Origin of the sequence: Conyzicola lurida, from assembly GCF_014204935.1 — a bacterium.
GTDB classification, from domain to species: Bacteria; Actinomycetota; Actinomycetes; order Actinomycetales; family Microbacteriaceae; genus Conyzicola; species Conyzicola lurida.
On the sequence record NZ_JACHMJ010000001.1, the window covers coordinates 3475368 to 3500006 of the forward strand.

General features: G+C 68.7%; 26 protein-coding genes. 14 read left to right on the forward strand and 12 right to left on the reverse strand.

The genetic code is table 11. The features are described 5' to 3' along the window. Positions 1-50: 50 nt before the first annotated feature. Positions 51-776 carry a DNA alkylation repair protein gene (locus tag HD599_RS16940; protein WP_184239805.1) on the forward strand — a complete coding sequence of 242 codons (726 nt, stop codon included), beginning with the start codon at positions 51-53 and terminating at the stop codon, positions 774-776. 60 nt (positions 777-836) lie between these two features. Here HD599_RS16940 and HD599_RS16945 read toward each other — a convergent pair whose 3' ends face one another. Next, positions 837-1652 carry an alpha/beta fold hydrolase gene (locus tag HD599_RS16945; RefSeq protein ID WP_184239807.1) on the reverse strand — a complete coding sequence of 272 codons (816 nt, stop codon included), beginning with the start codon at positions 1650-1652 and terminating at the stop codon, positions 837-839. A 27-nt stretch (positions 1653-1679) separates the two neighbouring features. On the opposite strand from HD599_RS16945, the gene HD599_RS16950 reads away from it, so the two are divergent. Then, positions 1680-2600 carry an AEC family transporter gene (locus HD599_RS16950; RefSeq protein ID WP_184239809.1) on the forward strand — a complete coding sequence of 307 codons (921 nt, stop codon included), beginning with the start codon at positions 1680-1682 and terminating at the stop codon, positions 2598-2600. An 11-nt stretch (positions 2601-2611) separates the two neighbouring features. Here HD599_RS16950 and HD599_RS16955 read toward each other — a convergent pair whose 3' ends face one another. Continuing rightward, on the reverse strand, positions 2612-3445 hold the full coding sequence (locus tag HD599_RS16955; RefSeq protein ID WP_184239811.1) for an aldo/keto reductase: 834 nt from the start codon (positions 3443-3445) through the stop codon (positions 2612-2614). Positions 3446-3658: 213 nt separating this feature from the next. On the opposite strand from HD599_RS16955, the gene HD599_RS16960 reads away from it, so the two are divergent. Then, the gene (locus HD599_RS16960; protein ID WP_184239813.1) at positions 3659-4492 is read left to right on the forward strand and encodes a hypothetical protein; all 834 of its coding nucleotides are present in this window, start codon (positions 3659-3661) and stop codon (positions 4490-4492) included. 95 nt (positions 4493-4587) lie between these two features. Here HD599_RS16960 and HD599_RS16965 read toward each other — a convergent pair whose 3' ends face one another. Beyond that, a complete protein-coding gene (locus HD599_RS16965; RefSeq protein WP_184239815.1) occupies positions 4588-5430 on the reverse strand; it encodes an exodeoxyribonuclease III in 843 nt (280 codons plus the stop codon). A 52-nt stretch (positions 5431-5482) separates the two neighbouring features. On the opposite strand from HD599_RS16965, the gene pyrE reads away from it, so the two are divergent. The 3 genes from pyrE to HD599_RS16980 are packed head-to-tail and all read left to right on the forward strand — an operon-like array spanning position 5483 to position 8608. Further along, complete coding sequence (gene pyrE / locus HD599_RS16970; RefSeq protein WP_184239817.1) at positions 5483-6031, forward strand: orotate phosphoribosyltransferase; 549 nt, start codon at positions 5483-5485, stop codon at positions 6029-6031. Continuing rightward, positions 6028-7302, forward strand: a complete 1275-nt coding sequence (locus tag HD599_RS16975; RefSeq protein ID WP_184239819.1) for a hypothetical protein — start codon at positions 6028-6030, stop codon at positions 7300-7302. Before pyrE ends, HD599_RS16975 begins: the two co-directional genes overlap by 4 nt. A 34-nt stretch (positions 7303-7336) precedes the next feature. Beyond that, entirely contained in the window at positions 7337-8608 is a 1272-nt protein-coding gene (locus HD599_RS16980; protein ID WP_184239821.1) for a hypothetical protein, read from the forward strand. Here HD599_RS16980 and HD599_RS16985 read toward each other — a convergent pair. Genes HD599_RS16985 through HD599_RS17005 form a run of 5 tightly spaced genes read right to left on the reverse strand, consistent with a single transcriptional unit; the run spans position 8598 to position 12082 of the window. Next, positions 8598-9158 carry a hypothetical protein gene (locus tag HD599_RS16985; protein WP_184239823.1) on the reverse strand — a complete coding sequence of 187 codons (561 nt, stop codon included), beginning with the start codon at positions 9156-9158 and terminating at the stop codon, positions 8598-8600. The genes HD599_RS16980 and HD599_RS16985 overlap by 11 nt on opposite strands. After that, entirely contained in the window at positions 9155-9742 is a 588-nt protein-coding gene (locus HD599_RS16990) for a hypothetical protein (protein ID WP_184239825.1), read from the reverse strand. Before HD599_RS16990 ends, HD599_RS16985 begins: the two co-directional genes overlap by 4 nt. Further along, a complete protein-coding gene (locus HD599_RS16995) occupies positions 9739-10413 on the reverse strand; it encodes a hypothetical protein (RefSeq protein ID WP_184239827.1) in 675 nt (224 codons plus the stop codon). The genes HD599_RS16990 and HD599_RS16995 overlap by 4 nt, the downstream gene beginning before the upstream one ends. Before the next feature lie 9 nt (positions 10414-10422). Then, positions 10423-11223 carry an HAD-IIA family hydrolase gene (locus tag HD599_RS17000; RefSeq protein ID WP_184239829.1) on the reverse strand — a complete coding sequence of 267 codons (801 nt, stop codon included), beginning with the start codon at positions 11221-11223 and terminating at the stop codon, positions 10423-10425. Then, a complete protein-coding gene (locus HD599_RS17005) occupies positions 11216-12082 on the reverse strand; it encodes a DNA-methyltransferase (protein WP_184239831.1) in 867 nt (288 codons plus the stop codon). The genes HD599_RS17000 and HD599_RS17005 overlap by 8 nt, the downstream gene beginning before the upstream one ends. A 41-nt stretch (positions 12083-12123) precedes the next feature. On the opposite strand from HD599_RS17005, the gene HD599_RS17010 reads away from it, so the two are divergent. Beyond that, positions 12124-12759, forward strand: a complete 636-nt coding sequence (locus HD599_RS17010; RefSeq protein WP_184239833.1) for a TrmH family RNA methyltransferase — start codon at positions 12124-12126, stop codon at positions 12757-12759. A 57-nt stretch (positions 12760-12816) separates the two neighbouring features. Here the strand turns inward: HD599_RS17010 and HD599_RS17015 are convergent, their stop codons facing one another. The 3 genes from HD599_RS17015 to HD599_RS18130 are packed head-to-tail and all read right to left on the reverse strand — an operon-like array spanning position 12817 to position 16153. Then, positions 12817-14799 (reverse strand): YhgE/Pip family protein, encoded by a 1983-nt coding sequence (locus tag HD599_RS17015; protein ID WP_184239835.1) that lies wholly within the window; start codon positions 14797-14799, stop codon positions 12817-12819. After that, positions 14796-15506, reverse strand: a complete 711-nt coding sequence (locus HD599_RS18125; RefSeq protein ID WP_184239837.1) for a hypothetical protein — start codon at positions 15504-15506, stop codon at positions 14796-14798. Before HD599_RS18125 ends, HD599_RS17015 begins: the two co-directional genes overlap by 4 nt. Continuing rightward, positions 15506-16153, reverse strand: a complete 648-nt coding sequence (locus HD599_RS18130) for a TetR/AcrR family transcriptional regulator (protein WP_343062134.1) — start codon at positions 16151-16153, stop codon at positions 15506-15508. Before HD599_RS18130 ends, HD599_RS18125 begins: the two co-directional genes overlap by 1 nt. 63 nt (positions 16154-16216) lie before the next feature. Between HD599_RS18130 and HD599_RS17030 the strand changes: the two genes are divergently transcribed. From HD599_RS17030 to HD599_RS17055, 6 genes are all read left to right on the forward strand, one after another. After that, positions 16217-16840 (forward strand): RDD family protein, encoded by a 624-nt coding sequence (locus HD599_RS17030; protein ID WP_184239839.1) that lies wholly within the window; start codon positions 16217-16219, stop codon positions 16838-16840. Positions 16841-16877: 37 nt separating this feature from the next. After that, positions 16878-18164 carry an adenylosuccinate synthase gene (locus HD599_RS17035; RefSeq protein ID WP_184239841.1) on the forward strand — a complete coding sequence of 429 codons (1287 nt, stop codon included), beginning with the start codon at positions 16878-16880 and terminating at the stop codon, positions 18162-18164. Positions 18165-18269: 105 nt separating this feature from the next. After that, entirely contained in the window at positions 18270-18689 is a 420-nt protein-coding gene (locus tag HD599_RS17040; RefSeq protein WP_184239843.1) for an organic hydroperoxide resistance protein, read from the forward strand. A gap of 65 nt (positions 18690-18754) precedes the next feature. Beyond that, positions 18755-19411, forward strand: coding sequence for a GNAT family N-acetyltransferase (locus tag HD599_RS17045; RefSeq protein ID WP_184239845.1), 657 nt, complete (start codon positions 18755-18757; stop codon positions 19409-19411). Between the two features lie 9 nt (positions 19412-19420). After that, positions 19421-20347 (forward strand): DMT family transporter, encoded by a 927-nt coding sequence (locus HD599_RS17050; RefSeq protein ID WP_343062135.1) that lies wholly within the window; start codon positions 19421-19423, stop codon positions 20345-20347. Positions 20348-20371: 24 nt separating this feature from the next. Next, positions 20372-20689 (forward strand): chorismate mutase, encoded by a 318-nt coding sequence (locus HD599_RS17055; RefSeq protein WP_184239847.1) that lies wholly within the window; start codon positions 20372-20374, stop codon positions 20687-20689. 218 nt (positions 20690-20907) lie between these two features. On the opposite strand, the gene purL is transcribed toward HD599_RS17055, so the two are convergent. Continuing rightward, entirely contained in the window at positions 20908-23226 is a 2319-nt protein-coding gene (gene purL / locus HD599_RS17060; RefSeq protein ID WP_184239849.1) for a phosphoribosylformylglycinamidine synthase subunit PurL, read from the reverse strand. Positions 23227-23428: 202 nt separating this feature from the next. Here purL and HD599_RS17065 point away from each other — a divergent pair, with 202 nt between their 5' ends. Beyond that, the gene (locus HD599_RS17065; protein WP_184239851.1) at positions 23429-24619 is read left to right on the forward strand and encodes a mechanosensitive ion channel family protein; all 1191 of its coding nucleotides are present in this window, start codon (positions 23429-23431) and stop codon (positions 24617-24619) included. The last annotated feature ends 20 nt before the right edge of the window (positions 24620-24639 follow it).

Genomic DNA, 24639 nt, shown 5'->3' on the forward strand with positions numbered 1-24639 from the left:
CACGAAACCGTCATCCCGCGTGTGTCGCGCACGCCGCCTACACTTCACACATGTCTACGGCGCGCGAACTCGAGGCGGCGCTCGCCGCGGTGGCCAGCCGCGACGAGGCCCAGAAACTGCAGAGGTTCTTCAAGACCGGCAAAGGGCAGTACGGCGCGGGCGACCGCTTCATCGGGGTCCGGGTGCCGACGATCCGGCTCGTGGCGAAGGACTTCGCCGACCTCTCGCCGGCCGACCTCAACGACCTGCTCGACAGCGCGATCCACGAGCACCGGTTTGCCGCTCTCGTCGTGATGGTCGGGCAGTTCCAACGGGCGAGCAAGGCGGGCGACGAGCCCGAGCGCGAACGTCTCGTCGAGTTCTACCTCTCGGCCATGCGGCGCGGCCGCATCAACAACTGGGACCTGGTCGACACCTCGGCCGAGTTCATCCTCGGCGAGTACCTCTACGACAGGCCGCGCGACCAGTTGGCGCGTCTCGCGAAGAGCGGCGTGGTCTGGCAGCGGCGCATCGCGATGATCTCGACCTTCGCCTTCATCAAGCACGGCGACGCGTCGACGACGCTCGAAGTGGCCGAGGTGCTGCTCGATGACCAGCACGATCTGATTCAGAAGGCCGTCGGCTGGATGCTGCGCGAGGTCGGCAAGCGGGTCGACAGAGACCTGCTGACCGGCTTTTTAACCGCGAATGCGAAGCGGATGTCGCGGGTGAGCCTGAGTTACGCGACGGAGCACTTCGAGCTGGCGGATCGCGTGTACTACCGGTCGCTGAACTAGGGCGGAGTGAGCCTGTCGAAATCCCATGGTGCGGACGGGGTTTCGACGAGGTCAACCCGCTCAGAGGTGGTGCCGCGCCAGCCAGTCGAGCACCAGCGCCGTGAACTCGGCGGGCTTCTCCACGCTGGGCAGGTGCGCGGTGTCCGCGATCACCACGCCCTCCGCGCCGACGATGGCCGACGCCAGATACTCCTGCTGCTGCAGCGCTACCGAGATGTCCTTGTCGCCGACGATCACGAGCGCGGGAACGGCGATCTCGCCGAGCCGTCCGTACGCGGGCGGTTCGAGCCCGACCGGGATCGGCGCCTCGAGCACGTGCCCGGTGTTGGCCAGGTTGAGGTCGTAGGCGGTCTGCAGGAACTCCGGGTCGACGTCGGTCAGCTCGCGGGTCGGTCCGACGCCCCACAGCTCGGCCTCGAGCCGGAAGGCGCCGTCGAGGTCGCCCTCCTCGTACGCGTCGTCGACGGCGGTGAACAGCTGCTCTTCGCGGTCGGTGAGCGCGGTGCCCGGATAGCCGCTCGGGCCCGAACCGATCGTGACCAGCCCGCTGACGCGCTCCGGTGCGTCGAGGGCGAAATCGATCGCGATGCCCCCGCCCCGCGAACAACCGATCAGAGTGGCCGACTCGACACCGAGGTGGTCCAGTAGGGACGCGGCATCCGACCGGTTCGAATATTCGACGTTCTGGGTCGTCGTCTCGCCGAAACCGCGGGTGTCGAACCGGATGACGAAGTGGTCGGCGGCGAGGGCCTCGACCTGCGGGTCCCACATGCGCAGGGTGGCGATTCCCGCGTGGATGAGCAGCACTGCCGGCTTGCCGATGTGGCCGTCGGTCTCGTAGTAGAGGGTCGCGCCCGCGACGTCGAGGTGGGTCATGCCCCAACGCTAGGCGATACTGGACAGGTGTCGGGGGTCTTGATCGGTTTTGCCATCATCGGCGTGATAATCCTCATCGGGTTCATCGTCGGTCGCATCGGCATCCTCGGCGAGCACGCTCCGCAGGTGCTCAGCCGCATCGTCTTCTTCGTGCTCTCCCCCGCGCTGCTCTTCACGGTGCTCGCCGACGCCGACGTGCACTCGCTCTTCTCGTCGATGTTCCTCATCTCGGCGATCACCGCGCTCATCGCCTGCCTGCTGTTCGCCGGAATCGCGCTGCTGATCTTCCGCCGCAAGGCGCCGGAGGCCGTGATCGGCTCGATGGCGGCCGGCTACGTCAACGCCAACAACATCGGAATCCCCGTCGCTGTCTACGTGCTCGGCGACACCGCGTACTCGGCGCCGGTGCTGCTCTTCCAGCTGCTCGTGCTCGCGCCGATCTCGCTCGGCATTCTCGACGTGACCACCAGCGGCAAGGTGTCGGTGAAGCGCATCCTGCTGCAGCCGGTGCGCAATCCGATCATCATCGCGTCGGTGCTCGGCGTGATCGTCTCCATCACGGGACTCGAACTGCCGGCCGCGGTCATGGAGCCCTTCCGCATCGTCGGTGCCGCGGCCGTGCCGCTCGTGCTCATCGCCTTCGGCATGTCCCTGGTCGGGCGGCGCCTGCTCGAGCCCGGATCCGGCCGCCGCGACATCCTGCTTGCCAGCTTCGTCAAGCTCGCGGTGATGCCGGTCGTGGCCTGGCTGTTCGGACGTTTCGTCTTCGGCCTCGGCCAGGAGCAGCTGTTCGCCGTCGTCGTTCTCGCCGGGCTGCCCACCGCGCAGAACGTTTTCGTCTACGCCCAGCGCTACAACCGCGGCGTCGCCGTCGCCCGCGACACCGTGCTGATCACGACGATCGGTTCGGTGCCGATCCTCGTGATCGTGGCCGCGCTGCTCGCTTAGGCGGATCGTAGTCAGCCGACCGTGTCCGGATCCGATCCGGTACGCTCGCCCGTCTCCAACGCGGCGATGGCGGCGAGGTCCGCGGCATCCAACTCGAAATCGAAGATCAGCGAGTTCTCGCGGATGCGGTCGAGCGAGTTCGACTTGGGAATCACCGCGACGCCCGACTGGACGTGCCAGCGCAGCACGACCTGGGCGGGGGTCTTGCCGTGCTTTTCGCCGATGGCCGCGAGCGTGGGGTCGTCGAGCACCCGGCCGCGGGCGAGCGGGGACCAGGCCTCGGTGAGGATGCCGTGGGCCGCGTTGTACGCGCGCAGCTCGTGCTGCTGCAGCCACGGCTGCAACTCGATCTGGTTGATCACCGGAGTCTCGGTCGCGTTCGCAAGGAGTTTGTCGAGGTGTGGCGCGTTGAAGTTGCTGACGCCGATCGAGCGCGCCCGACCCTCGCCCTTCAGCGTCTCGAGGGCGCGCCAGGTCTCGACGTAGCGGTCTTGGGCGGGTGCCGGCCAGTGGATCAGGTAGAGGTCGACATAGTCGAGCCCGAGGAGCTCGAGGCTGGTGTCGAACGCCCGGAGGGTCTCGTCGTATCCCTGGTCGTCGTTCCAGACCTTCGTTGTGACAAATATCTCCTCGCGTTGTACCCCGGATGCCCGGATGCCGGCACCGACGCCGGCCTCGTTGAAGTAGAGCTTGGCGGTGTCGACGTGCCGGTATCCGGCCTCGATCGCGCCCTCGACCAGGTGGGCGGCAAGCGAATCGTCCACCTTGTAGACGCCGAGTCCGAACTGCGGGATGGCGCGGCCGTCGGCGAGTTGCAGGCTGGGGGAGAACGGAGAAGTCGTCATGTGACAAGTATTTCGCGCATCGCCCAGAGGTGTCGCTTTTCCTCCGGCTGGGGGACAATCCCCGGCGCTTTGGGGGCCATAGTCGCCACTTGTGGCGTAAATAGGCGGTAAATGATTTTGGCTGTACCCCTAATCTTGCCATTATGAGCCGTTTTCTTAGCTAGTCTGAACCCGTGACTCCGAATGGCCGTACCCCGAGTGTGCAGGTGATGTGTGGAAATTAGCGCGCCCGAAGAGCTGGCCGTCTGGAAGGCAGCTGCTGCCGCCCGCCACTACTCGTACCAGTCCCACATCCTCGGCCCGGGATTGTCCGGCCAGATGTTCAAGACCGGCGAGCGCGTAGTCGCCACGTCTCTCGTCAACGCCCTGCAGGCTCCGTCGCCGTTCCTCGCGGGCAGCGTCAACGGCCGCTACCTCGACAGTGACTTCTCCCCGCACACGATCTCCGCGTCGTTCGTGGCCATCCCGCTCGCGCGTCCCGTGCCGAACGTGGTGTTGCTGACCAGCGGGCTGGACGTGCTGCGCCACACCGGCATCGAGACCGAGGGCCACGTGCCGCTCGCCGTCGACGGCGACTTCTCCCAGCCGTTCGAGATCCTCTCCGCTCCCGGCTTCGAGCTCGACGCCCGCCAGATCCTCACCCCCGAACTCATCGCCCTCGCCCTCGACGTCACCGGCGGATGCGACATCGAACTCGTCGACGAGTGGATGTTCGTCTACAGCGCCGCCGGAAAGAACAGCACCGAAGAGGCTCTCGAAGGCATCGAGAAGATCACCCGCCACGTGCAGGCGCGCGTCGCGGGTCAGAGCGAATTCGTCCAGACCGACTCGAACGATGTCGTCGTCGCCGAGCCCGCCGCCCCCACGGTCCCCCGCGTCACCGAGCGTGAAGAGCGCGAGGCCCGCGCCGGCGCCGTGGCCACCGGCCGCCGCGCCCTCGACAGCCAGATGCACTACACGCAGCGCCTCGTGCTGTTCTCGCTCGGATCGTTCATCACCGGCGGTCTCGCCTGGTGGTTCGTGAGCGACCTGCTGCCGAGCCTGTAGGGCTTAACCGAAACTCAGTCGCAGGCTCCTTCGGCGCTGGGGTCGCGCACACGCTGGCGCGTTTGCCATAGCTCCACCGCGCATGCTCAACCCTCTTAGAAGATCATCGGCCGATCGTCGTCGTCCTCGTCGAGCTGCACGTCGACATCGACGACCACCGGCACGTGGTCGCTCGGCGCCTCGCCCTTGCGCTCGTTGCGGTGGATCGACGCCCCGGTGACCAGGTCGGAGAACGGCTGGTTGCCGAGCACGAAGTCGATGCGGATTCCCTCGTTGCGTGGGAACCGCAGCTGCTTGTAGTCCCAGTAGGTGTAGCCCTCCGGCACGAACGGCCGCACGGTGTCGATCAGCCCGATGTCGGCGAAGGCCGCGAACGACGCGCGTTCCTCGGGCGAGACGTGGGTGGACTGCCCGACGACGATGCTCGGGTCGCCGTTGTCCTCGTCGGTCGGGATGATGTTGAAGTCGCCCATCAGCGCGATCGGCGAACCGGGGTTCGCGGCGATCCACTCCTGGGTGGCGCCGCGCAGCTTCTCCAGCCAGTCGAGCTTGTAGACGAGGTGCGGGTCCTCGAGCGAGCGTCCGTTGGGCACGTACAGGCTCCAGAGCCGCACGCCGTCGACCGTGACGCCGATCGCGCGGGCCTCGAGCGGCTGGTCGGGGCCCTCGGCGCCCTTGAGGAAGCCGGGCTGCCCCGCGAAACCGATCTCGACCTCGGTCATCGGCAGGCGCGACGCGAAGGCCACGCCGTTCCACTGGTTCAGGCCGGTGAGCTGCACGTCGTACCCGGCCGCGGTGAACGCCTCGTAGGGGAACTGCTCGGGCTTGCACTTGATTTCCTGCATGCCGAGCACGTCGATGTCTTCCCGCACCAACCAGTCGACGACTCGGTCGACACGGGCTCTGATCGAGTTCACATTCCAGGTGGCTACGCGCATACTCCCACGCTACCGTTCGCCCAGCCCCGGCAGCCTCGTTAGTCTTGACCCTGTGACTGACGCGCGTACCCAACTGATCGAGTTCATCAAGGCCGATGCCGTATTCCACGGAGACTTCACCCTCACCAGCGGCAAAAAGGCGACGTACTACGTCGACATGCGCCGAGTGAGCCTCGACCACCGCGTCGCTCCGCTTATCGGCCAGGTCATGGTCGACCTGATTTCCGAGATTCCGGATGTCGCAGCCGTGGGCGGTCTCACCATGGGTGCTGACCCCATCGCCTCCGCCGTGATGCACCAGGGCGTCGCGCTCGGAAAGACCTACGACTCCTTCGTCGTGCGCAAGGAGCCGAAGGACCACGGCCGTGGCCGCCAGGTCGAGGGACCCGACCTCGAGGGCAAGCGCGTCATCGTGCTCGAAGACACCTCCACCACCGGCGGTTCGCCGCTCAAGGCCATCGAGGCGCTGCTCAAGGTCGGCGCGATCATCGCCGGCGTCGCCGTCGTGGTCGACCGCAACACCGGCGCCAAAGAGATCATCGAAGCCGCCGGCTACCCCTACTACTCCGCCATCGGTCTGAGCGACCTCGGGCTCGAATGAGCGACGAGAAGCCGCCGTCGGGCTTCAACTGGGGACTGACTCCCGGAGGGGGCGAGCCGGAGAAGCCGGCCGAACCGACGACGGCTCCCGAGCCGACAGAGTCGACCGACCCGGTCGACATCGGCTTTATGTCGGCCGTGCCGCAGAACCAGCTCGGCGCCGAGCCGCCCGCGGGCGAGCCGGAGAAAGCTCCCGAGAAGCCCGCTGACGCGCCCGCCGAGCAGCCGGGCGAGGCACCCGCTGCGCCGCCCACCGAGAAGCCCGACCCCTCGCAGTCCTGGTCGATCGACGACGACGGCGAAGCGACGGCCGCGTTCGACTTCCGTGCGCCGGCTCCGCCGCCCATCGACCCCATCCAGCCGCCGGTCTGGCACGAGGGCCGCAAGCTCGCGTGGGAGACTCCGACCCCGCCCGCGTTCGACCTCTCGCTCGAGGGCGCGACCGGGCCGCTGAGCACGGGCGAGGTGGGCCTCGGAGCACCCGTCGGCGAGTCGCCCACGACGAACCCGATCGACGCACTCTTCGGCGAAGAGAAGTTCCATGAGTACGTGGACGCCCCGGCCCAGGCCCTCGTCCCGTTCGTCGCGCGCGACGTCGTACCGGTCGCGCCGCCCAAGCGTTCCACGCCCAAGCCGCCGAAGCCGCCGCGTGGCCCGATGCCTCCCGGCCAGCGCGCGCTGGTGTGGATCGCCGGTTCGCTCGTCGCCGCGCTCGCCCTCGCCGGGCTGTTCTTCGTCGGCACGCGCCTCGGCGACGCGGAGCCGACCGCCGTCGCCACCCCCGCCGCGACACCGACCCCCACGCCGACCCCCGAGGAGACCGTCGCCCCGGTCGCGGTCATCGGGCCGGTGGCGCCCGGCGTCGTCGAGTGGGACGCACTGCTCGGCACCGAGTGCCTCGACCCCTTCGTATCCGCGTGGGAAGACGAGTTCACCGTCGTGGACTGCGCTGCCCCCCACGCGGCGCAGATGGTCTACCGCGGCCGCTTCGACGACTCCGCCACCGACCCGTTCCCCGGCCTCGACGTGCTCCAGGCCCGCATGAACCTGCTCTGCGCCAGCCCGGACAACATCGACTACGCCGCGGCCAGCCAGTTCTCCGACATCCAGATCGCCGCCAGCTACGCCGGCACCGACGAGGAGTGGGCGACGGGCGACCGCGCCTACTACTGCTTCGTCAGCCGGTCGTCGGGGGAGCCGCTCACGGCGAGCGTGGCGATGCCGCCGCGTGCGCCCGCGGTGATCCCCGTCGTCGCGTCGCCCGAGCCGTAGCAGTCAGCGGCCCCCGCACCGGTACGCTGGGCCCGTGTTCTCCATCCTGACCCAGACGCTGCGGCTCGTCGCCGCGCGCTGGCCGGTTCTGCTCGCCTGGTACCTCGCGGGATGGTTGGTCCGTTACCTCGTGATCGAGGTGGCGTCGACCGCGGGTGCGTACAGCGCCCTCGCCGGGCTCATGATCCTGCCGCTCGCGACCCTCGCCCGGTTGGCGAGCTTCATCGGCATGTTCCTCGCCCTGCGCGACGTGATGCCGTCGTTCGCCGACATGAAGCGGCGCGGGGTGGACGACATCGACCGCACGACGGAGGGGCGCACGGGGCCCGGCCGGGTCTACGACATCTTCCTGGTCAGCATCCTGCCGTTCTTCGCCTTCTACGCCGCGTGGAAGTTCCTCGGCGACGACCTCGGCGAGTACGCGCAGAAGGCGCTCCCGAAGATCGACTACTTCACGCGGGACGACACCACCGGCGCCATCCTCGACCTGCGGCTCGAGCCGCTGACCATCGCGGTGATCGTGCTCGCCTTCGCCGGCCGCTACCTGATCAAGCGCAATCAGGAGAAATTGCCGAAATGGACCGCCATCCTCGCCGTCTATTTCGAAGCCGTCTGGGTCTATCTGACGTTCTTCTTCATCTCGAACTACTCCAACGACTTCAACGACTGGCTGTCGAACCGCGCCGTGATGCACTGGCTGGCCGACTTCCGCGGCTGGATCTCGTCGCTGTTCGCACCCGTCGGCTGGGTGTGGGATGGCGTGGAATGGGCGATCGGCGAGGCCGGCGGACTTCTGCTGCTGCCCGTCGCCTGGCTGGCGATCGCCGGTGTGGTCTACGGCAGGGCACTCGCCGCGCAGAAGATCGCGTACCGCCCGCGCAACCGCTACTACGAGAGCGCCCGCTCGCGAGTGTCGGCTCTGCCGAAGGGCGTCGTTCGCCGCGCGGCCGACGTGGGCAACGACTTTCTCGAGCGCTGGCGGCCACTCGCCAACGCGTTCGTGCTGATGTGGCGCGCGGGGGTCGTGCCGCTCGGCCTCTACGTGCTGGCCTACACCGTGCTCGAGGCGGGTACGACGTGGGCGTTTATGGGCGTGATTCAGGTGGTCGGCCCGCACAACCTGGATACCTGGTGGATGAACCTCGACAGCATCTACTCGTTCGGTATCGACGCGATCATCGAGCCGCTGCGCATCTGCCTGATCGCCGCCGGGTACGACTACTGCCTTCGCAAGCTCGAGGAACGTCGCGAGGTCGCGGCCGCGACCGGCACAGAGCCGGAACCGTCGCCCGCCGCTACAGCGTGAAGCGCAGGTAGTCGGGCAGCTCGTCCACGACGCTGACCGACATGCCGAGACGCGTGCCGTCGGTGCCGGCGCCGGACGGGACGATGAAGATCGTCTGCGCGAGATACGGCTCGGTGACCTCGCTGTTGCAGCCCCACTCGACGTCGTCGGGGAACGAGTAGTCGATCGGGTCGAGCAGCGCGTCGCCGATCGAGAGCAGCTCGGTGTCACCGTCGAGCTCCTGCAGGTGCACCGTGCACCCGAAGGACTTGCCGTCGTTGTCGAACTCTTCTGGCTCCACGTTCAGCGTCGCGACGACCAGATCGGTGTCGGCGGGGAGGCCGATCTCCTTGCCCTCCGCCGACGAGAAGGAGATGCGCTCGACGCTTTCGAGCGACCAGGCGGTTCCGCCGTAGTGGGCCGTGTCGGCGCCGACGACCTCGATGGGGGCGCTGGGGCGCGAGTCGAAGAAGCCCACCCACTGCTGCCAGAAGGTGATGCCCAGCGTGGCGGGCAGGAGCACGGCGACGGCGACGAGCCCGATCCAGTTCTTACGCAGCCACGGTGTCACCGTCCACCCCATGTCTGTGCGTCGGTCTCGATGGACTCGTCGATCGGTATGGCGGTGAGGTCGACCGGCACCACGAGCATCGAGTCGGCGCGCGGGTCGTCGTTGAGTGCGAGGTGTATCTCGGCCGCGCCGGCCTCTGCCGATTCGACGAGGTCGGCCGGCAGCTCGAACATCAGAGGCCCGGTGGTGGCAATCCCGATGTCGAGAACCGCTTCGGCGATCGAGCCGCGGGCAGGTCGGACAGACGCGCTGTAGGTCGTGTCGCCGACTTGGATGACGGCGGTGCCGAGCGAGGCACCGGTGTCGTCGACCACGGCCTCCACGCTCGCGTCGACCACGACCCAGACGCCGGGAGTCGTGCCCGCCCAGCCATTGCTCGCGGTCACCGACTCGGCGATGCGCACGTCGGTGACGGTGGCCCGGATGTTGCGTCCGGTCAGCTCGTCGCCGATCTCGCCGCGGACGACGATCGGGCCCTGCTGCTGTTCTTCGTCGGGGGTCGTGTGCGTGACGATGCCCGCGACGACGAGGATGCCGACGAGGGCGACCCCGTTCACGACGTGGCGCCAGTTGAGTGTCGTCATCCCTCGTCACCGTCCTCGGTCTCGGCGCCCGCGCCCACATCCTCGATCACGAGGTCGACGTGGGCGGCGACGAAGGGATCGTCGAAGACGTCGCCGTAGACGATGAAGCCCTTGCGCTGCAGCCGGTCGAGGATGTCGACGGTGATGTCGTCGCCCGCGGCCAGGGCGTCGGGGGCGACTTCCCAGACGTAGGCGAGCTCCACGGGCACGCCGGGCTGCACGGCCCGGAAGGTCGTGCCGTCGTCGATCACGAGAAGGTCGGAGGGGGCCGCCGACGCATCGATGCCGTCCACTCCCACGGGCACCACGCTGTCGGCGTCGTTCGGTTGCCCGGCGATACGCACGGGGCTGTCCCAGACGTTGTCGACGGTGGCCGAGATCACCAGCAGACGGTTGCCCTCGATCTCGGGCGTGACTCCCTGCTCGGGGAAGGCGTCGATGAGGATGGCGCGGTCAATGCTGATCTTCAGCTGCGTGCCGGTGTACGCGTCGCCGGGGTCGAGCTCTGGCACGGGTGTGGCGGGGGCGTCATCCAGACCGCCCAACAGGGCCGACAGGGCCAACAGCACGCCCAGTACCGACGTGACCAGCCAGCGCGTCGGCAGCTTGTCGAACGCCGCCCGGGCACGCTGCTGCCAGGTGAGCGTTTCGGCGGGCGGGGTGGGTGTCACTCGGGGCGACTAGATTTCGTCCGACTCGACGGGCTCGGGATTGATCAGGTCGGCGACGCTGTTGAGGATCTCGTCGGGCCGGAACGGGTAGCGGTCGATCTCCGCCTGGTCGCTAATGCCGGTGAGCACGAGGATCGTGTGCAGGCCCGCCTCGATGCCGGCGACGATGTCGGTGTCCATGCGGTCGCCGATCATGCCGGTGTTCTCCGAGTGCGCGCCGATCTTGTTCATCGCCGAGCGGAACATCATGGGGTTGGGCTTGCCGACGACGTACGGCTCCTTGCCGGTCGCCTTCGAGATGAGCGCTGCGACGGCGCCCGTGGCCGGGAGCGGGCCGTCGGCACTCGGCCCCGTGGCGTCGGGGTTGGTGACGATGAACTTGGAACCGGCCCCGATGAGGCGGATCGCTTTAGTGATCGCCTCGAACGAGTAGTTGCGCGTCTCTCCGATGACGACGTAGTCGGGGGCGGACTCGGTCATGATGAAGCCCGCCTCGTGGAGCGCGGTGGTGAGGCCGGCCTCGCCGATCACGAAGGCGCTGCCGCCGGGCAGCTGCGAGGCGAGGAAGTCGGCGGTCGCGAGCGCTGAGGTCCAGATGCGGTCCTCGGGCACGTCGAGCCCCGACGCTTTGAGCCGGGCGCTGAGGTCGCGCGGCGTGAAGATCGAGTTGTTGGTAAGCACGAGGTAGGGCTTGCCCTCGTCGCGCCACTGCTGCAGCAGCTCGGCTGCCCCGGGAACCGGATGGTTCTCGTGGACCAGCACCCCGTCCATGTCGGTGAGCCAGCACTCGATTTCGCCGCGGTTATTCATGCGGCAATAGTACCGAGGTGGCGGCCGTGCCCAGCCTCTTCTCGATGATTGCCAGTGCATCGGGATTCTGCTCCATCAGCACGAACCGTCGGCCGAGCTTGTGGGCGACGGCCCCCGTGGTGCCGCTGCCGGCGAAGAAGTCGAGTACCCAGTCGCCGGGGGCGCTCGACGCGTGGATGACGCGGCGCAGGATGCCCTCGGGCTTCTGGGTCGCGTAGCCGGTCTTTTCCTTGCCGGTCGGCGACACGATCGTGTGCCACCAGACATCGGTGGGCAGTTTGCCGAGGGCCACCTTCTCGGGCGTGACCAGCCCGGGCGCCATGTACGGCTCGCGGTCGACCTCCGCGTTATCGAAGAAGTAGTTCTTCGGGTTCTTCACGTAGACGAGGATCGTGTCGTGCTTGGCCGGCCACTTGTTCTTGGCGCGGGCGCCGTAGTCGTAGGCCCAGATGATCTCGTTGAGGAAGCTCTCGCGGCCGAACAACGCGTCGAGAACGACCTTCGCGTAGTGCACCTCGCGCCAGTCGAGGTGCAGGTAGAGCGTGCCGCGGTCGTCGAGCAGACGCCACGCCTCCTCGAGACGGGGTTCGAGGAACTCCCAGTAGTCGGCGAACGCGTCGTCGTAGCTGTAGAGCAGACCCTTGATCGTCTCGTAACTGCGGCCTTGGAAACCCTTGCGCGCGCCGCCCTCGGCCCGCATCGTGCTCATCGTCTGCCGCGCCTGCACCCGGCCGGTGTTGAACGGCGGGTCGATGTAGATCAGGCGGAACGCGCCATCCGGCAGCTGGGCGAGAGCGGGGAGGTTGTCGCCGTGCACCAGGAGGTTGGGACCGTCGGGGCTCCACGCGGTCTCGGTCATCCTCGAAGATTAACAGGTTGGCGAGCGGCTAGCCTCGTGAGGTGACTGACGAGACCCCCAACCCCTCCGTCGAGCTGACCACCAACGGTGTCGGCCCGTGGCGGGGCGAGCTGCCCGAGGGCGACCACTGGGACCCGGAGCTGCTGGCCCGCGGCGACTCGCGCAACGTCATCGACCGCTACCGCTACTGGAGCATGGCCGCGATCGTGGCCGACCTCGACGAGCACCGCCACGGCTTCCACGTCGCGATCGAGAACTGGCAGCACGACATGAACATCGGGTCGATCGTGCGCAGCGCCAACGCGTTCGCCGCCGACACCGTGCACATCATCGGGCGACGCCGCTGGAACAAGCGCGGCGCCATGGTCACCGACCGCTATCAGCACGTGATGAACCATCCGGATGTCGCGTCCTTCGTCACCTGGGCCCGCTCCGTCGAGCTGCCCATAGTCGCGATCGACAACATGGAGGGCGCCGTGCTGATCGAGACGTTCGACTTTCCGGAGAAGTGCGTGCTGCTGTTCGGGCAAGAAGGACCGGGGCTGACCGCGGAGGCTCTCGCCGCGTCCGACGTGCAGGTCGAGATCAGCCAGTTCGGCTCCACCCGCAGCCTCAACGCGTCGGCGGCCGCGGCGGTCGCGATGCACGCGTGGGTGCGGCAGCACGTCAGCTTCTGACCCGGGCCCTTCGACAGGCTCAGGGACCGGTCACTGAGCCTGTCGAAGGGAGAGCCGCTACGCCCCGATCGGCGACGGCCGCAGGTCGCGCAGCACGCGGAAGCGACCCTGCTTGAGCGCGCCGAGAACCGAGACGAGCAGCGACACGACCAGCCAGGCGAGCAGCGGCCAGATCGTCGCGAGCGTCGCGTCGAGCGAGCCGCCGTACATCAATTGGCGGATGCCGTCGACGGCGTGGCTCATCGGCAGGGCCTGGTGGATGAACGCGAGCGGCGCGGGCAGGGTCTGCCACGGGAACGTGCCGCCCGCCGTCACGAGTTGCACGACCATCAGGATCAGGCCGATGAACTGGCCGACGCTGCCGAGCCAGACGTTGAGCGCGAGCACGATCGCCGCGAACGTGATCGAGACGAACACCATGAACCCGACCATGGCTACCGGGTTCGCGACCTCGAGGCCGAGTCCGTAGCGGACGAGCGCGAACAGTCCGACCATCTGCAGGGCGCCCAGCAGCGCGGGGGTCAGCCAGCCGGCGAGCGTCGTGCGGATCGGGCGTCGCACCGCGGTGAGCGCGCGCTTCGACAGCGGACGCACGAGCAGGAAGAGCGCGTAGATGCCGATCCAGGCCGCGAGGCTGATGAAGAACGGTGCGAGCCCGCCGCCGTAGTTCTGGGCCGCGGTGAGAGCGTCCTTCTCCACGGTGACCGGGCTGGCGATCGCGGCGGCCGCCTTCGCACGCTCGGCCGCGGTCGAGCCGGGGATCTGGTCGACGGCGTCGCCGAGCGAGGTGCTCAGTTCGCTCGACCCGGAGGCGAGGGTGGCGATGCCGGTCGACAGGTCGGTGGCGCCGGTGGAGAGCGTGGCCGTGCCGGCAGCGAGGTCGGATGCGCCCGAGGCCGCGCTCGAGGCGCCGCTGGCGAGAGTGCCGGCGCCCGTTGCCGCGGAGTGCACCGCGGCGGCGAGGGTCGGCGCCTGCGAGTTCAGCGTCGCGGCTCCCGCGGCGACCTGGCCGGCGCCGGCCGAGAGCTGCGCGAGCCCCGGCGCGAGGTCGGAGACGCCGCCGCTGACCCCGGCGGTCAGCTGCGCGAGCTGGCCGAGCTTGGTCTGGATGCTCTGGCTCTCCTCGGGTGTCACGAGGCCGTCGGCGAACGCGGCGGCGGATTCGGCGGCGACCGCCGCGGAAAGCTGGGCGGCCTGCGTCGACGGGGTGACGAGTGCTGCACCGCCCGCCGAGGCGGAGGTCAGGCCGTCGGCGACGGAGGTCGCGCCGGTACTGAGGGACGCGGTGCCGGTCGGCAGGGCCGTGGCCTGCGCGTCGAGCTGCCCGAGTCCCGAGCTGAGGCGCGCCGCTCCGGTGGACAGGCTGTCGATGCCCGTGCTCAGGCTCGCGGCGCCGGTCGCGGCACTCGCGGCTCCGCTCGCGAGCTCGGTGGCACCGGCCGAGGCGCTGGCCGCGCCATCCGCCAGCTGCACTGCACCGTCGTCGGCTTTCACCAGACCGGTGCGCACCTCGTCGAGGGCGCCGAGCAGGGTGCCGGCGGCCTCTTCGCCCAGCTGGGCGGCGATGTTCACGCGAACCGCCTCCGCGGCCCGCTCGGCGAGCGTGGTGGAGAGGTAGCTGTTCGTGTCGCTGGTGGTGAGGTCGAGCGTCGCCTTCGTCGCGTTGTCGCCGCTCGCCGAGACGAGGTCCGTGGAGAAGTCGGCGGGGAAGGTGAGGCCGAAGTCGTAGGTTCCGTCGGTGATGCCGGCCTTCGCCTCGGCGGCGCTGACCTCGACCCAGCCGAAGTCGCCGCCGTCGAGCAGGGTCTCGGCGGCGTCCTGGCCGTAGTTGACCGCGTTGCCGTCGGTGTCGGTCGCGCCGGTGTCGGCGACGACGAGCGCGGCGGGCACCTCGTCGAGACGGTTGTACGGGTCCTGGTTGCCCCAGAGGTAGAGGCCGCCGTAGACGAGGGGGACCGTCATCAGGGCGACGAGTGCGGCGATGCCGATCCGGCTCGAGGTGAGCCGGGCGAACTCGGTGCGGATGAGGGTGATGATCATGCGTTGTCCTCGGTCACTGAGTTCGTCGAACGTGTCGAAATAGCGTGTGTGGGTACGGCCGGTGCCGCCGTGTCGATCGACAGCAGTTCCGGCACCGGTACGCCGTCCTTGGCCCCCAAGCCGAGCAGGATGCCGCGGGTGGCAGCATCCGTCACGATGGCGATGGTGGTGCCGCGCTCCGCGACCTGTAGCAGACTCTCGTACCAGCCGGCCGGATCGCCGCCGTGTCTCTCGGGCGAGGTGATGACGAGCGCGTCGACGCCGGGGCGCAGCAGGGCGAGCTCGCTGAACATGCGCACGCGGCGGATCGGCGGCAGGGCGCGCATCGGCACGGTGGCGTAGTCGGCGAGGTCGTGCTCGGCGAGGAACTCGCGCACGGCCCGGCGCGACGAGGGCAGGCCGGCGAAGGAGAACTCCTCGGCGACGACGCCCGCGAGGCCCAGGCCCGCGGTGGGTTCGGCGACGACGGGGGTGTCGACGAGGGCGGTGCGTTTGCGCAGTTCGTCGAGGTCGTCGCGACCGTCGACGGTGACCCGGCCGCTGTCGGGCCGCAGTCGCCCGCCCAGGAGCAGTGACACGAGCATGGGTCGCTCGGCCGTTTCGACGGCGATGACGGTGGGCGCGCCATCCGTCACTTCGAAGCTCGTCTCGGGCACAGAGGCGCCCACGCCCTGGCCGATGGCGGCCGATTCGAGTGCGATGCGCATTAGTGCGCCGCCTTCCGGTGTTCTGAGTGGTGCAGTTCGGGGTGGGAGTCGATGAAGTCGCCGGCCTCGCGCCAGCCGAAGCCGATCGTGCCGAGGGTCATCGACATCACGAGGCGGTGGCCTTCGTGATCGGGGAGGGGGTGCGTCGTCGACTCCTCGAGGACCGAGAACATCGCCTCCTCCATCAGACGGGCGAGGCGGTCGGCGGCGATGTCGACGCGGATGCTGCCGGCGTCGCGGCCCGTGTTGATCGCCTCGAGCACGCCGTGGCGCAGCGGGCGCAGCGCCTCGTCGGTGTGCTGCTTGAGCGAGCCGCGCACCGTGAACACGGCCATCACGCGGATGTTCTCGACCTCGCGCCAGAGCCGCGCGGCGATGAGCGCGAGCCGCACCACCGGGTCGTCGTGGATGACCGACTCCAGGGCGTGCGCCACGCGGGCGGCGCCGAGCGACACGAGTTCGCGCAGCAGGTCGTCGCGGCTGGCGAAGTGGCCGTAGACGGAGCGACGGCTGAGCCCGGCCTCGGCCGCGATGGCCTCGAGCGAGGCGTCGGGGTCGCGGTTGAGCACGACCCGCGCGGCGTCGACGAGCGCGGCGCGGTTCTGGGTCGCGTCGCGGCGGGGCGAGCGCACGGGGGGAATGGTCACGAGGGACAACAATACTATCTTGCACACACCTGTGCAAGATCGCGCGCTGACTATGCTCGCACCATGAGTCAGCCGTTGTCGAGCAGCCCGCGCGGGCCGGTCGTCGAACCGTTCACCGGGCGGGTGCAGACGCTGCCGGTCGTGCCGGGGCGGCCGCACGACGGGCCCGTGGTCGCGGGTACCGGGCGGCGCGCGGCCGCCTTCTTCGTCGACGCGGTGCTCGGCTACCTCGTGCTGCTCGGCGGCATGTTCCTCGGCTCGGCGATCCAGGGCGGCCCGGCGACCGGCAACGTCATCCCCGGCATCGGCTTCGGCGTGTTCGCCGTGTACCTGCTCGTGGTTCTCGTCTGCGTCGCCTACTGGGGCACCTCGCTCGGCAACTCCCTGCTCGGGCTGCGGGTGCTGCGCGTCGATTCGCTCGACCCCGCGGGGTTCTACAGCTCGTTCGCGCGCGGACTCGTGCTTCTGCCGTTCGTCTTCTGGCCGTGGGGGCTGGCGCTGCTCTTCTCTGTACGCAGCGACCCGACCGGCCGGGGGAGGGGGTGGCACGACCGCGTGGGGAACACCGCGGTGCTCGACATCAGGGCGGGGATCGATCCACTTCACGAGGCCGGGCCGTTCGCGGCATCCGTTCGTCTCTCTGCCACTCTGCGGCTCCCGGCGTACGCCGATCCCTCCGCCCGCTAGAATTGGGTGTAATCCCGTTCAAACGAGAGGGCTAACCATGCCAGCGATCGTCATCATCGGTGCCCAGTGGGGCGACGAGGGTAAAGGCAAAGCCACCGACCTCCTCGGCAGTCGTATCGACTACGTCGTGAAGTTCAACGGCGGAAACAACGCCGGGCACACCGTCGTCATCGACGGCGAGAAGTACGCGCTGCACCTTCTCCCCTCCGGAATCCTGAGCCCCGGCGTCATCCCGGTCATCGCCAACGGCGTCGTCATCGACATCGAGGTGCTGTTCGAGGAGCTCGACGCCCTCATCGCCCGCGGTGTCGACGTGTCGAAGCTGCGCGTCAGCTCGAACGCCCACGTCATCACCCAGTACCACCGCACGCTCGACAAGGTCACCGAGCGGTTCCTGGGCAAGCGGCAGATCGGCACCACCGGCCGCGGCATCGGCCCGGCCTACGCCGACAAGATCAACCGCGTCGGAATCCGCATCCAGGACCTCTTCGACGAGAACATCCTGCGCCAGAAGGTGGAGGGTGCGCTGCACCAGAAGAACCACCTGCTGGTGAAGATCTACAACCGCCGCGCCATCGAGGTGGAGGAGATCGTCAGCAACCTGCTCTCCTACGCCGAGCGCCTGCGCCCCATGGTCACCGACACCGCGCTCGAGCTGCACCAGGCACTCGACGCCGAGAAGATCGTGCTGTTCGAGGGCGGCCAGGCCACGATGCTGGATGTCGACCATGGCACCTACCCGTTCGTGACCTCCTCGAGCTCGACCTCCGGCGGAGCGTCGACCGGTTCCGGCATCGGCCCGAACCGCATCGACCGCGTGATCGGCATCGTCAAGGCATACACGACCCGCGTCGGCGCCGGACCGTTCCCGACCGAGCTGCACGACGAGTCGGGCGAATGGCTGCGCCAGAAGGGCTTCGAGTTCGGCACCACAACGGGCCGCCCGCGCCGTACCGGTTGGTACGACGCCCCGATCGCGCGCTACTCGGCGCGCATCAACGGCGTCACCGACTTCGTGATGACCAAGCTCGACGTGCTCACCGGCCTCGAGAAGATCCCGGTCTGCGTCGCGTACGACGTCGACGGAGTTCGCGTCGAAGAGGTTCCCGCCTCGCAGAGCGACTTCCACCACGCGGTGCCGATCTACGAGGAGTTCGACGGCTGGACCGAAGACATCACCGGCGTGCGCAACTTCGAGGACCTGCCGCAGAAGGCGCAGGACTACGTGCTCGCCATCGAGGCGATCAGCGGCTCGCGCATCTCGGCGATCGGCGTCGGCCCCGGCCGCGAGGCCATCGTCGTGCGGCACGACCTGATCAACTAGGTCGTCCGGTCCCGGTCGCTGAGCTGGCCGACGGGCCTTCTTCTATCACGCCGACCTGAGCGCCGCTTGGTTCGAACACACAGCTACGAGGAGTCGACTGCAGTAATGGAAATCGCATACACCGCCATCGCCCACGCAACCGGAGGCGGCCGCGACGGCCACGTCCGTTCGGAAGACGACCTGCTCGACCTCGACACTCGTCCCCCCAAGGAAATGGGCGGCAACGGCGAGGGAACCAACCCCGAGCAGCTGTTCGCAGCCGGCTACGCCGCGTGCTTCCTCAGCGCGATCCACGCTGTCGGCCGCAAGCTCGGCATCGACACGAAAGAGGCCGGCGTCTCGGCGAGCGTCGGCATCGGCCCGAACGGCGAGGGCGGATTCGGCCTCGAGGTCGAACTGCACATCTACACCCCGTCGGTCGAGGGCGAGCGTCGTCAAGAGCTCGTGGATGCCGCACACCAGGTCTGCCCGTACTCGAACGCGACGCGCGGCAACATCGAAGTGACGCTCACGCTCGTCGACTAGCGCTCCCGGTCGCTGAGCCTGTCGAAGCGTCCCTTCGACAGGCTCAGGGACCGTATGGTGATGTCATGACCGCGTCACGCCCCGCCTTCGCGCCGCTCGTCGGCACCTTCATCCGGCTCGATCCGATGCTGAAGTCCGACATCCCGGCCCTCTTCTCGGCCATCGGCCACCCCGAGATCTTCGCGGGCGGCTACGGCGGCGGCCCGGCGGGGTACCGCGACACCCTCGACGGTTTCACCGAGTTCGCCGAGTCGTACTACTCGTGGGATTCCGGCAACGTGTACGCCGTGCGCCTGATCGGCGGCGAGCACGACGGCCTGCTCGTCGGTACGACCACGCTGGGCGACATCGACGTGCCGAACGAGGCCGGCCACATCGGCTGGACCGCCTACGACCCGCGGGTCTGGGGTACCGCTGTGAACCCCGAGGCGAAGCTGCTGCTGCTCGGCTCCGCCTTCGACGCGGGACTCGGCCGCGTGAAGATCCAGGCCGACGCGCTCAACGAGCGGTCGCGCGCCGCGATCCTCAAGCTGGGCGCCCAGTTCGAGGGGATCTTCCGCCGGGACCGCCCCCGCGCGGACGGCACCTGGCGCGATTCCGCCGTGTTCTCGATCATCGTCGACGAGTGGCCGATCGTCCGGAACGGTCTCGAATCGAGATTGGCAGCTTTCGGTGCAGAGCCGGTCGCTTTGCGTACGCGGCAGGCCGACGGGACACGCTAACGTCCTAGGGTGCCATCGCCGACCGCCCCGCCCCGCAACCTGTCCATCGTCCTCCAGTTCACGGCGATGGGGCTCGTCTGGGGCGCCAGCTTCCTGTTCATGAAGCTCGCCCTCGACGGGGTGTCTTTCACCCAGGTGGCGTGGGCACGTCTCGTGCTCGGCGGTCTGTCCCTCGGCATCATCGTGCTCGTGACGCGCAGCGCCATGCCGCGCGACAGGGTCGTCTACGCGCACTTCCTCGTTGTGGCACTGACCAATTGCGTCATCCCGCACCTCGCCTTCGCCTGGGCGGAACAGTACGTGTCGTCGGGCCTCGCCAGCATCTACAACGCCGTCACGCCCATCACCACCGCGATCATGGTGACGCTCGCCTTCCACGTCGAGAAGCTCAACCGCGGGCAGGTGCTCGGCATCGGCATCGGTATCGCCGGCGTGATCGTCATCATCGCCCCGTGGCAGCACGCGGCGTTCACCGGGGATCTCGCCGGCCAGCTCGCCTGCCTCCTCGCCGCCACCTGCTACGGATTCAGCTTCGGGTACGTGCGCAAGTTCCTCAGCCACCGGCCGATCCCGGGAGCGAGTTTCGCGTTCCTGAACATCGGTGTCGCGGGCGCCCTGATGCTGGTGCTCACCCCGGTCATCGCCTGGCAGCCGGTCGACCTCACGCCGGCCGTCGTGAGCAGCCTGCTCGCGCTCGGCATCGTCGGTACAGGAATCGCCTACATCTGGAACATCAACGTGCTGCGGGCGTGGGGACCGACCAACGCGTCGACCGTCACGTACATCACCCCGGTGGTCGGTGTCGTGCTCGGCGTCGTCGTGCTCGGCGAGACGTTCTCGGTCAACCAACCGATCGGGGCCGCGTTGGTCTTGCTCGGAATCCTCTTCACGCAGCAGCGGATCCGTCTCGCCCGGAGGCCGCTGGTGACGCAGTAGTCGCCCTCCCAGTAGTCTCGAAGGATGGCACACGACGACACCGGTATCGCAGAACTGACGGCGCTTCGGCAGAGCATCGACAACATCGACGCGGCGCTCGTGCACCTGCTTGCCGAGCGCTTCAAGTTCACCCAGCAGGTGGGCGAACTGAAGGCGCGCACCGGTCTCGCCGCCTCCGACCCCGCCCGCGAGAAGGTGCAGATCGCCCGACTCCGCGCCCTCGCCGAGGAGTCGCACCTCGACCCCGACCTGGCCGAGAAGTTCCTCAACTTCATCGTCGCCGAGGTGATCCACCACCACATCGCGATCGCGTCGACCGGCTCGGTCGACGCGGCGAACTAGCGCGCCGCTCGCGCGCCGCGCCCTCGCGCCTCCGCGCTGACGTTTGTCGCGCACGCGCCCGTTCGTGCCCGAACGTGCGGCACAAACCTCAGCGCGCCCGCCACAAACCTCCGCGCGCTCGACGACGCTGAGCGCCGCACAACACCACCACGCGGCCGCCGCAACGGCAATGGCCCCGCCCGAGAGACGGGCGGGGCCATTGTCTGGCGGGGACGCGGCTAGTGGCCGAGCACCGGGCCGAACGCGTCGGCCATCGTGCCGCGGTGGGCGGCGGCCAGTTCGTCGATCGAGGCGGTGAACTCGCCCTGCACCTCGAGCTCGCCCGAGTTGTCGGTGACGCCGATGCGCAGCACGGGGTAGCCGCGACCCTCGCAGAGACCCTGGAAGCGCACGTCGTCCTCGCGGGGCACCGAGACGATGACACGGCCGGTGGACTCGCTGAACAGCGCCGTAGCGGCATCCACACCGTCTCGCTGCATGATCTCGGTGAGCCAGACGCGGGCGCCGACGCCGAAGCGCAGCACCGCCTCGGCGAGGGCCTGCGCCAGGCCGCCGTCGGCGAGGTCGTGGGCCGACGCGATGAGGCTCTGCTCGCCGCCCGCCGCGATCAGGGCGGCGAGGGCCATCTCGGCCGCGAGGTCGACGGCGGGCGGGCGTCCGCCGAGGTGATTGTGGACGGTGCCGGCCCACGCCGAGCCGTCGAGCTCGAGCGCCGTGGTGCCGAGCAGGTAGATGTTGTTGCCCTCGTCCTGCCAACCGCTCGGGATGCGCTTGGCGACGTCGTCCATCACGCCGAGCACGGCGATGACGGGGGTCGGGTGGATCGGCACGTCGCCGGTCTGGTTGTAGAACGAGACATTGCCGCCGGTGACGGGGATCTCCATCTCGAGGCAGGCGTCGCTGAGCGCCTCGACGGTCTGGCTGAACTGCCACATGACTTCGGGGTTCTCGGGGCTGCCGAAGTTGAGGCAGTCGGAGACGGCGACCGGAGTGGCGCCGGTGACGGCGACGTTGCGGAACGCCTCGGCGAGGGCCAGGCGCGCACCCTGCGCGGGGTCGAGCTGGCAGTAGCGGCCGTTGGCGTCGGTGGCCACGGCGAAGCCGAGTCCGCTCTCCTCGTCGATGCGCACCATGCCGCCGTCGTCCGGGAAGCTCAGGGCGGTGTTGCCCATCACGTAGCGGTCGTACTGGTTGGTGATCCAGCTCTTGTCGCTGAGGTTCGGCGAGGCGAGCAGAGCGAGCGTCTGCTCCTTGAGTTCGGCGCCATCAGTGGGGCGGGCCAACGTCGCGGCGGTGTCGGCCTGCAGTGCGTCGATCCACGTCGGGTACGCGACCGGACGGTCGTACACGGGGCCGTCGACGGCCACGGTGCGGGGGAGGACGTTGACGATCTCCTCGCCGTTCCAGTTGATGATCAGGCGGCCGGTGTCGGTGACCTCGCCGAGCACGGAAGTCTCGACGTCCCACTTGGCGACGACCGCGAGGAAGCCCTCGAGCTTCTCCGGCGTGACGATCGCCATCATGCGCTCCTGGCTCTCCGACATGAGGATCTCCTCGGCCGTCATCGTCGGGTCGCGCAGCAGCACCTTCTCGAGTTCGATGAACATGCCGCCGTCGCCGTTGGACGCGAGCTCGGACGTGGCGCAGCTGATGCCCGCGGCACCGAGATCCTGAATGCCCTCGACCAGCTTCTGCTGGAACAGCTCGAGGCAGCACTCGATGAGCACCTTCTCGGCGAACGGGTCGCCCACCTGCACCGCGGGACGCTTGGTCGGGCCGCCTTCGGCGAACGTGTCAGAGGCCAGAATGGATGCCCCGCCGATGCCGTCAGCGCCGGTCCGGGCCCCGAAGAGAACGACCTTGTTGCCCACGCCGCGGGCGTTGGCGAGGTGCAGGTCTTCGTGGCGCAGCACGCCGACCGCGAGCGCGTTGACGAGCGGGTTGGCCTGGTAGACCGAGTCGAAGTAGGTCTCGCCGCCGATGTTCGGCAGGCCGAGGCAGTTGCCGTAGTGGCTGATGCCCGAGACGACGCCGTGCACGACGCGCGCGGTGTCGGGGTGGTCGATGGCGCCGAAGCGCAGCGCGTCCATCACGGCGACCGGGCGGGCGCCCATCGAGATGATGTCGCGCACGATTCCGCCGACGCCGGTCGCGGCGCCCTGGAACGGCTCGATGAAGCTGGGGTGGTTGTGGCTCTCGATCTTGAACGTGACGGCCCAGCCCTCGCCGACATCCACCACACCGGCGTTCTCGCCCATGCCCACCATGAGGTTCTTCTTCATGCTGGGGGAGACCTTCTGGCCGAACTGGCGCAGGTAGTTCTTGCTCGACTTGTACGAGCAGTGCTCGCTCCACATCACCGAGTACATCGCGAGCTCGCCGCTCGTGGGGCGTCGGCCGAGGATCTCGCGGATGGCGAGGTACTCGTCCTCCTTCAGCCCGAGGGCGCCGTACGGCTGCTCCTTCTCCGGGGTGGCCTCGGCGTTCGAGACGGTGTCCGCGACAGCGCGCGAGGAGGAAGTGGAAACGTCAGTCACGGGGCGATTCTCCTGGAAGATACGGATGCTGCGAGAGCGGATGCCGGAAGCCCCCAGTCTATCGGCGGCGGGGAGCGGCCGCCCGCTCGGCGGGTGCGCCCGCGCGCGCTAAGCCTCCGCCCAGCGACCTCCCAGTAGCCTTGGCAGCACTGAACGCACAACGGCGAGCGTGATTCTGGCACGACGACCGAAAGAAGCTTTCATGTTCGAATGGCATTCCTGGCTGGGGCTGGCGGTGGCCCTGCTCATCGCACTCGTCTCCGCGCTTATCGTGGCGGCCATCACGAAGGCGATCGTCGTCGGCGCCACCAAACGCCGCGAGTGGCCGCGGGCGCTGACCGTCAAGGCGCGCCATCCATACCGTCTTCTGCTCGTCATCATCTCGATCTGGGTCGCCATCAACGTGACCATGCCGTCGTCGGACTGGCTCGACTTCTTCAACCACGTGTTCCTCGTGCTCGCGATCGCCGACGGCGCCTGGTTCGTCGGTGCCATCGTCGGGTTCGCGCTCGGCCAGGCGATGGGCCGCTACCGCACCGACGTGCCCGACAACCGGGTCGCGCGCCGCGTGCAGACCCAGCTCGCCATCGTGCGCCGGCTCGCCTACGCGGTCATCGTGATCGTCGCGGTCGGGTCGATCCTGCTGACGTTCCCGGGCGTGCAGGCCGTCGGCACCAGCGTGCTCGCGAGCGCGGGTCTCGTCTCGATCGTCGCCGGCCTCGCCGCCCAGTCGACGCTCGCCAACGTCTTCGCCGGCGTGCAGCTCGCCTTCAGCGACGCAATCCGCGTCGACGACGTCGTGATCGCCGAGAAGGAGTGGGGCCGCATCGAGGAGATCACCCTCACCTACGTCGTCGTGCACATCTGGGACGACCGCCGCATGGTGCTGCCGTCGACCTATTTCACGAGCACCCCGTTCGAGAACTGGACGCGGTCGAGCAGCGAACTGCTCGGCTCGATCGAGATCGACCTCGACTGGCGGGTCAGCCCGGCGGCGATGCGCGCCGAGCTCGACAAGATCCTCACCCGCACCACGATCTGGGACGGCCGCGCGTCGGTGCTCCAGGTCACGGACGCCACGGGCGGCTTCGTCCGCGTGCGCATCCTAGTCACCGCGATCGACGCCCCGACACTGTTCGACCTGCGCTGCTTCATCCGCGAGGAGATGGTCGAGTGGCTGCAGACGCAGGACCCCGCCGCGATCCCGCGCACGCGCGTTCAGATGGTCGAGGCCGAGCCGCGCAAGAAGGTCAAGGCGACCGAGAAGACGTCGACCGAGCAGATCGGACTGTTCACCGGCAGCCCCGAGGCCGAGGAGCGGGCGACGCACATGACGATGTCGCTGCCGACGTTCACCGCCGACGAGATCGCCGCCGACCGCGACAAGCGCTAGGGGCGGCCGCGCTCGGCAGG

Excerpts from the sequence above, each read along its gene's own strand:
- HD599_RS17040 (WP_184239843.1), top strand. The coding sequence starts at position 18,270 with ATGGAAATCGCATACACCGCCATCGCCCACGCAACCGGAGGCGGCCGC.
- HD599_RS16990 (WP_184239825.1), bottom strand. The coding sequence starts at position 9,742 with ATGACGACACTCAACTGGCGCCACGTCGTGAACGGGGTCGCCCTCGTC.
- HD599_RS18125 (WP_184239837.1), bottom strand. The coding sequence starts at position 15,506 with ATGCGCATCGCACTCGAATCGGCCGCCATCGGCCAGGGCGTGGGCGCC.
- HD599_RS16965 (WP_184239815.1), bottom strand. The coding sequence starts at position 5,430 with ATGCGCGTAGCCACCTGGAATGTGAACTCGATCAGAGCCCGTGTCGAC.
- HD599_RS16940 (WP_184239805.1), top strand. The coding sequence starts at position 51 with ATGTCTACGGCGCGCGAACTCGAGGCGGCGCTCGCCGCGGTGGCCAGC.
- HD599_RS17005 (WP_184239831.1), bottom strand. The coding sequence starts at position 12,082 with ATGACCGAGACCGCGTGGAGCCCCGACGGTCCCAACCTCCTGGTGCAC.
- HD599_RS17035 (WP_184239841.1), top strand. The coding sequence starts at position 16,878 with ATGCCAGCGATCGTCATCATCGGTGCCCAGTGGGGCGACGAGGGTAAA.
- HD599_RS17065 (WP_184239851.1), top strand. The coding sequence starts at position 23,429 with ATGTTCGAATGGCATTCCTGGCTGGGGCTGGCGGTGGCCCTGCTCATC.
- HD599_RS17045 (WP_184239845.1), top strand. The coding sequence starts at position 18,755 with ATGACCGCGTCACGCCCCGCCTTCGCGCCGCTCGTCGGCACCTTCATC.
- HD599_RS17015 (WP_184239835.1), bottom strand. The coding sequence starts at position 14,799 with ATGATCATCACCCTCATCCGCACCGAGTTCGCCCGGCTCACCTCGAGC.
- HD599_RS17000 (WP_184239829.1), bottom strand. The coding sequence starts at position 11,223 with ATGAATAACCGCGGCGAAATCGAGTGCTGGCTCACCGACATGGACGGG.
- HD599_RS17055 (WP_184239847.1), top strand. The coding sequence starts at position 20,372 with ATGGCACACGACGACACCGGTATCGCAGAACTGACGGCGCTTCGGCAG.
- HD599_RS16955 (WP_184239811.1), bottom strand. The coding sequence starts at position 3,445 with ATGACGACTTCTCCGTTCTCCCCCAGCCTGCAACTCGCCGACGGCCGC.
- HD599_RS17030 (WP_184239839.1), top strand. The coding sequence starts at position 16,217 with ATGAGTCAGCCGTTGTCGAGCAGCCCGCGCGGGCCGGTCGTCGAACCG.
- HD599_RS16975 (WP_184239819.1), top strand. The coding sequence starts at position 6,028 with ATGAGCGACGAGAAGCCGCCGTCGGGCTTCAACTGGGGACTGACTCCC.
- HD599_RS16945 (WP_184239807.1), bottom strand. The coding sequence starts at position 1,652 with ATGACCCACCTCGACGTCGCGGGCGCGACCCTCTACTACGAGACCGAC.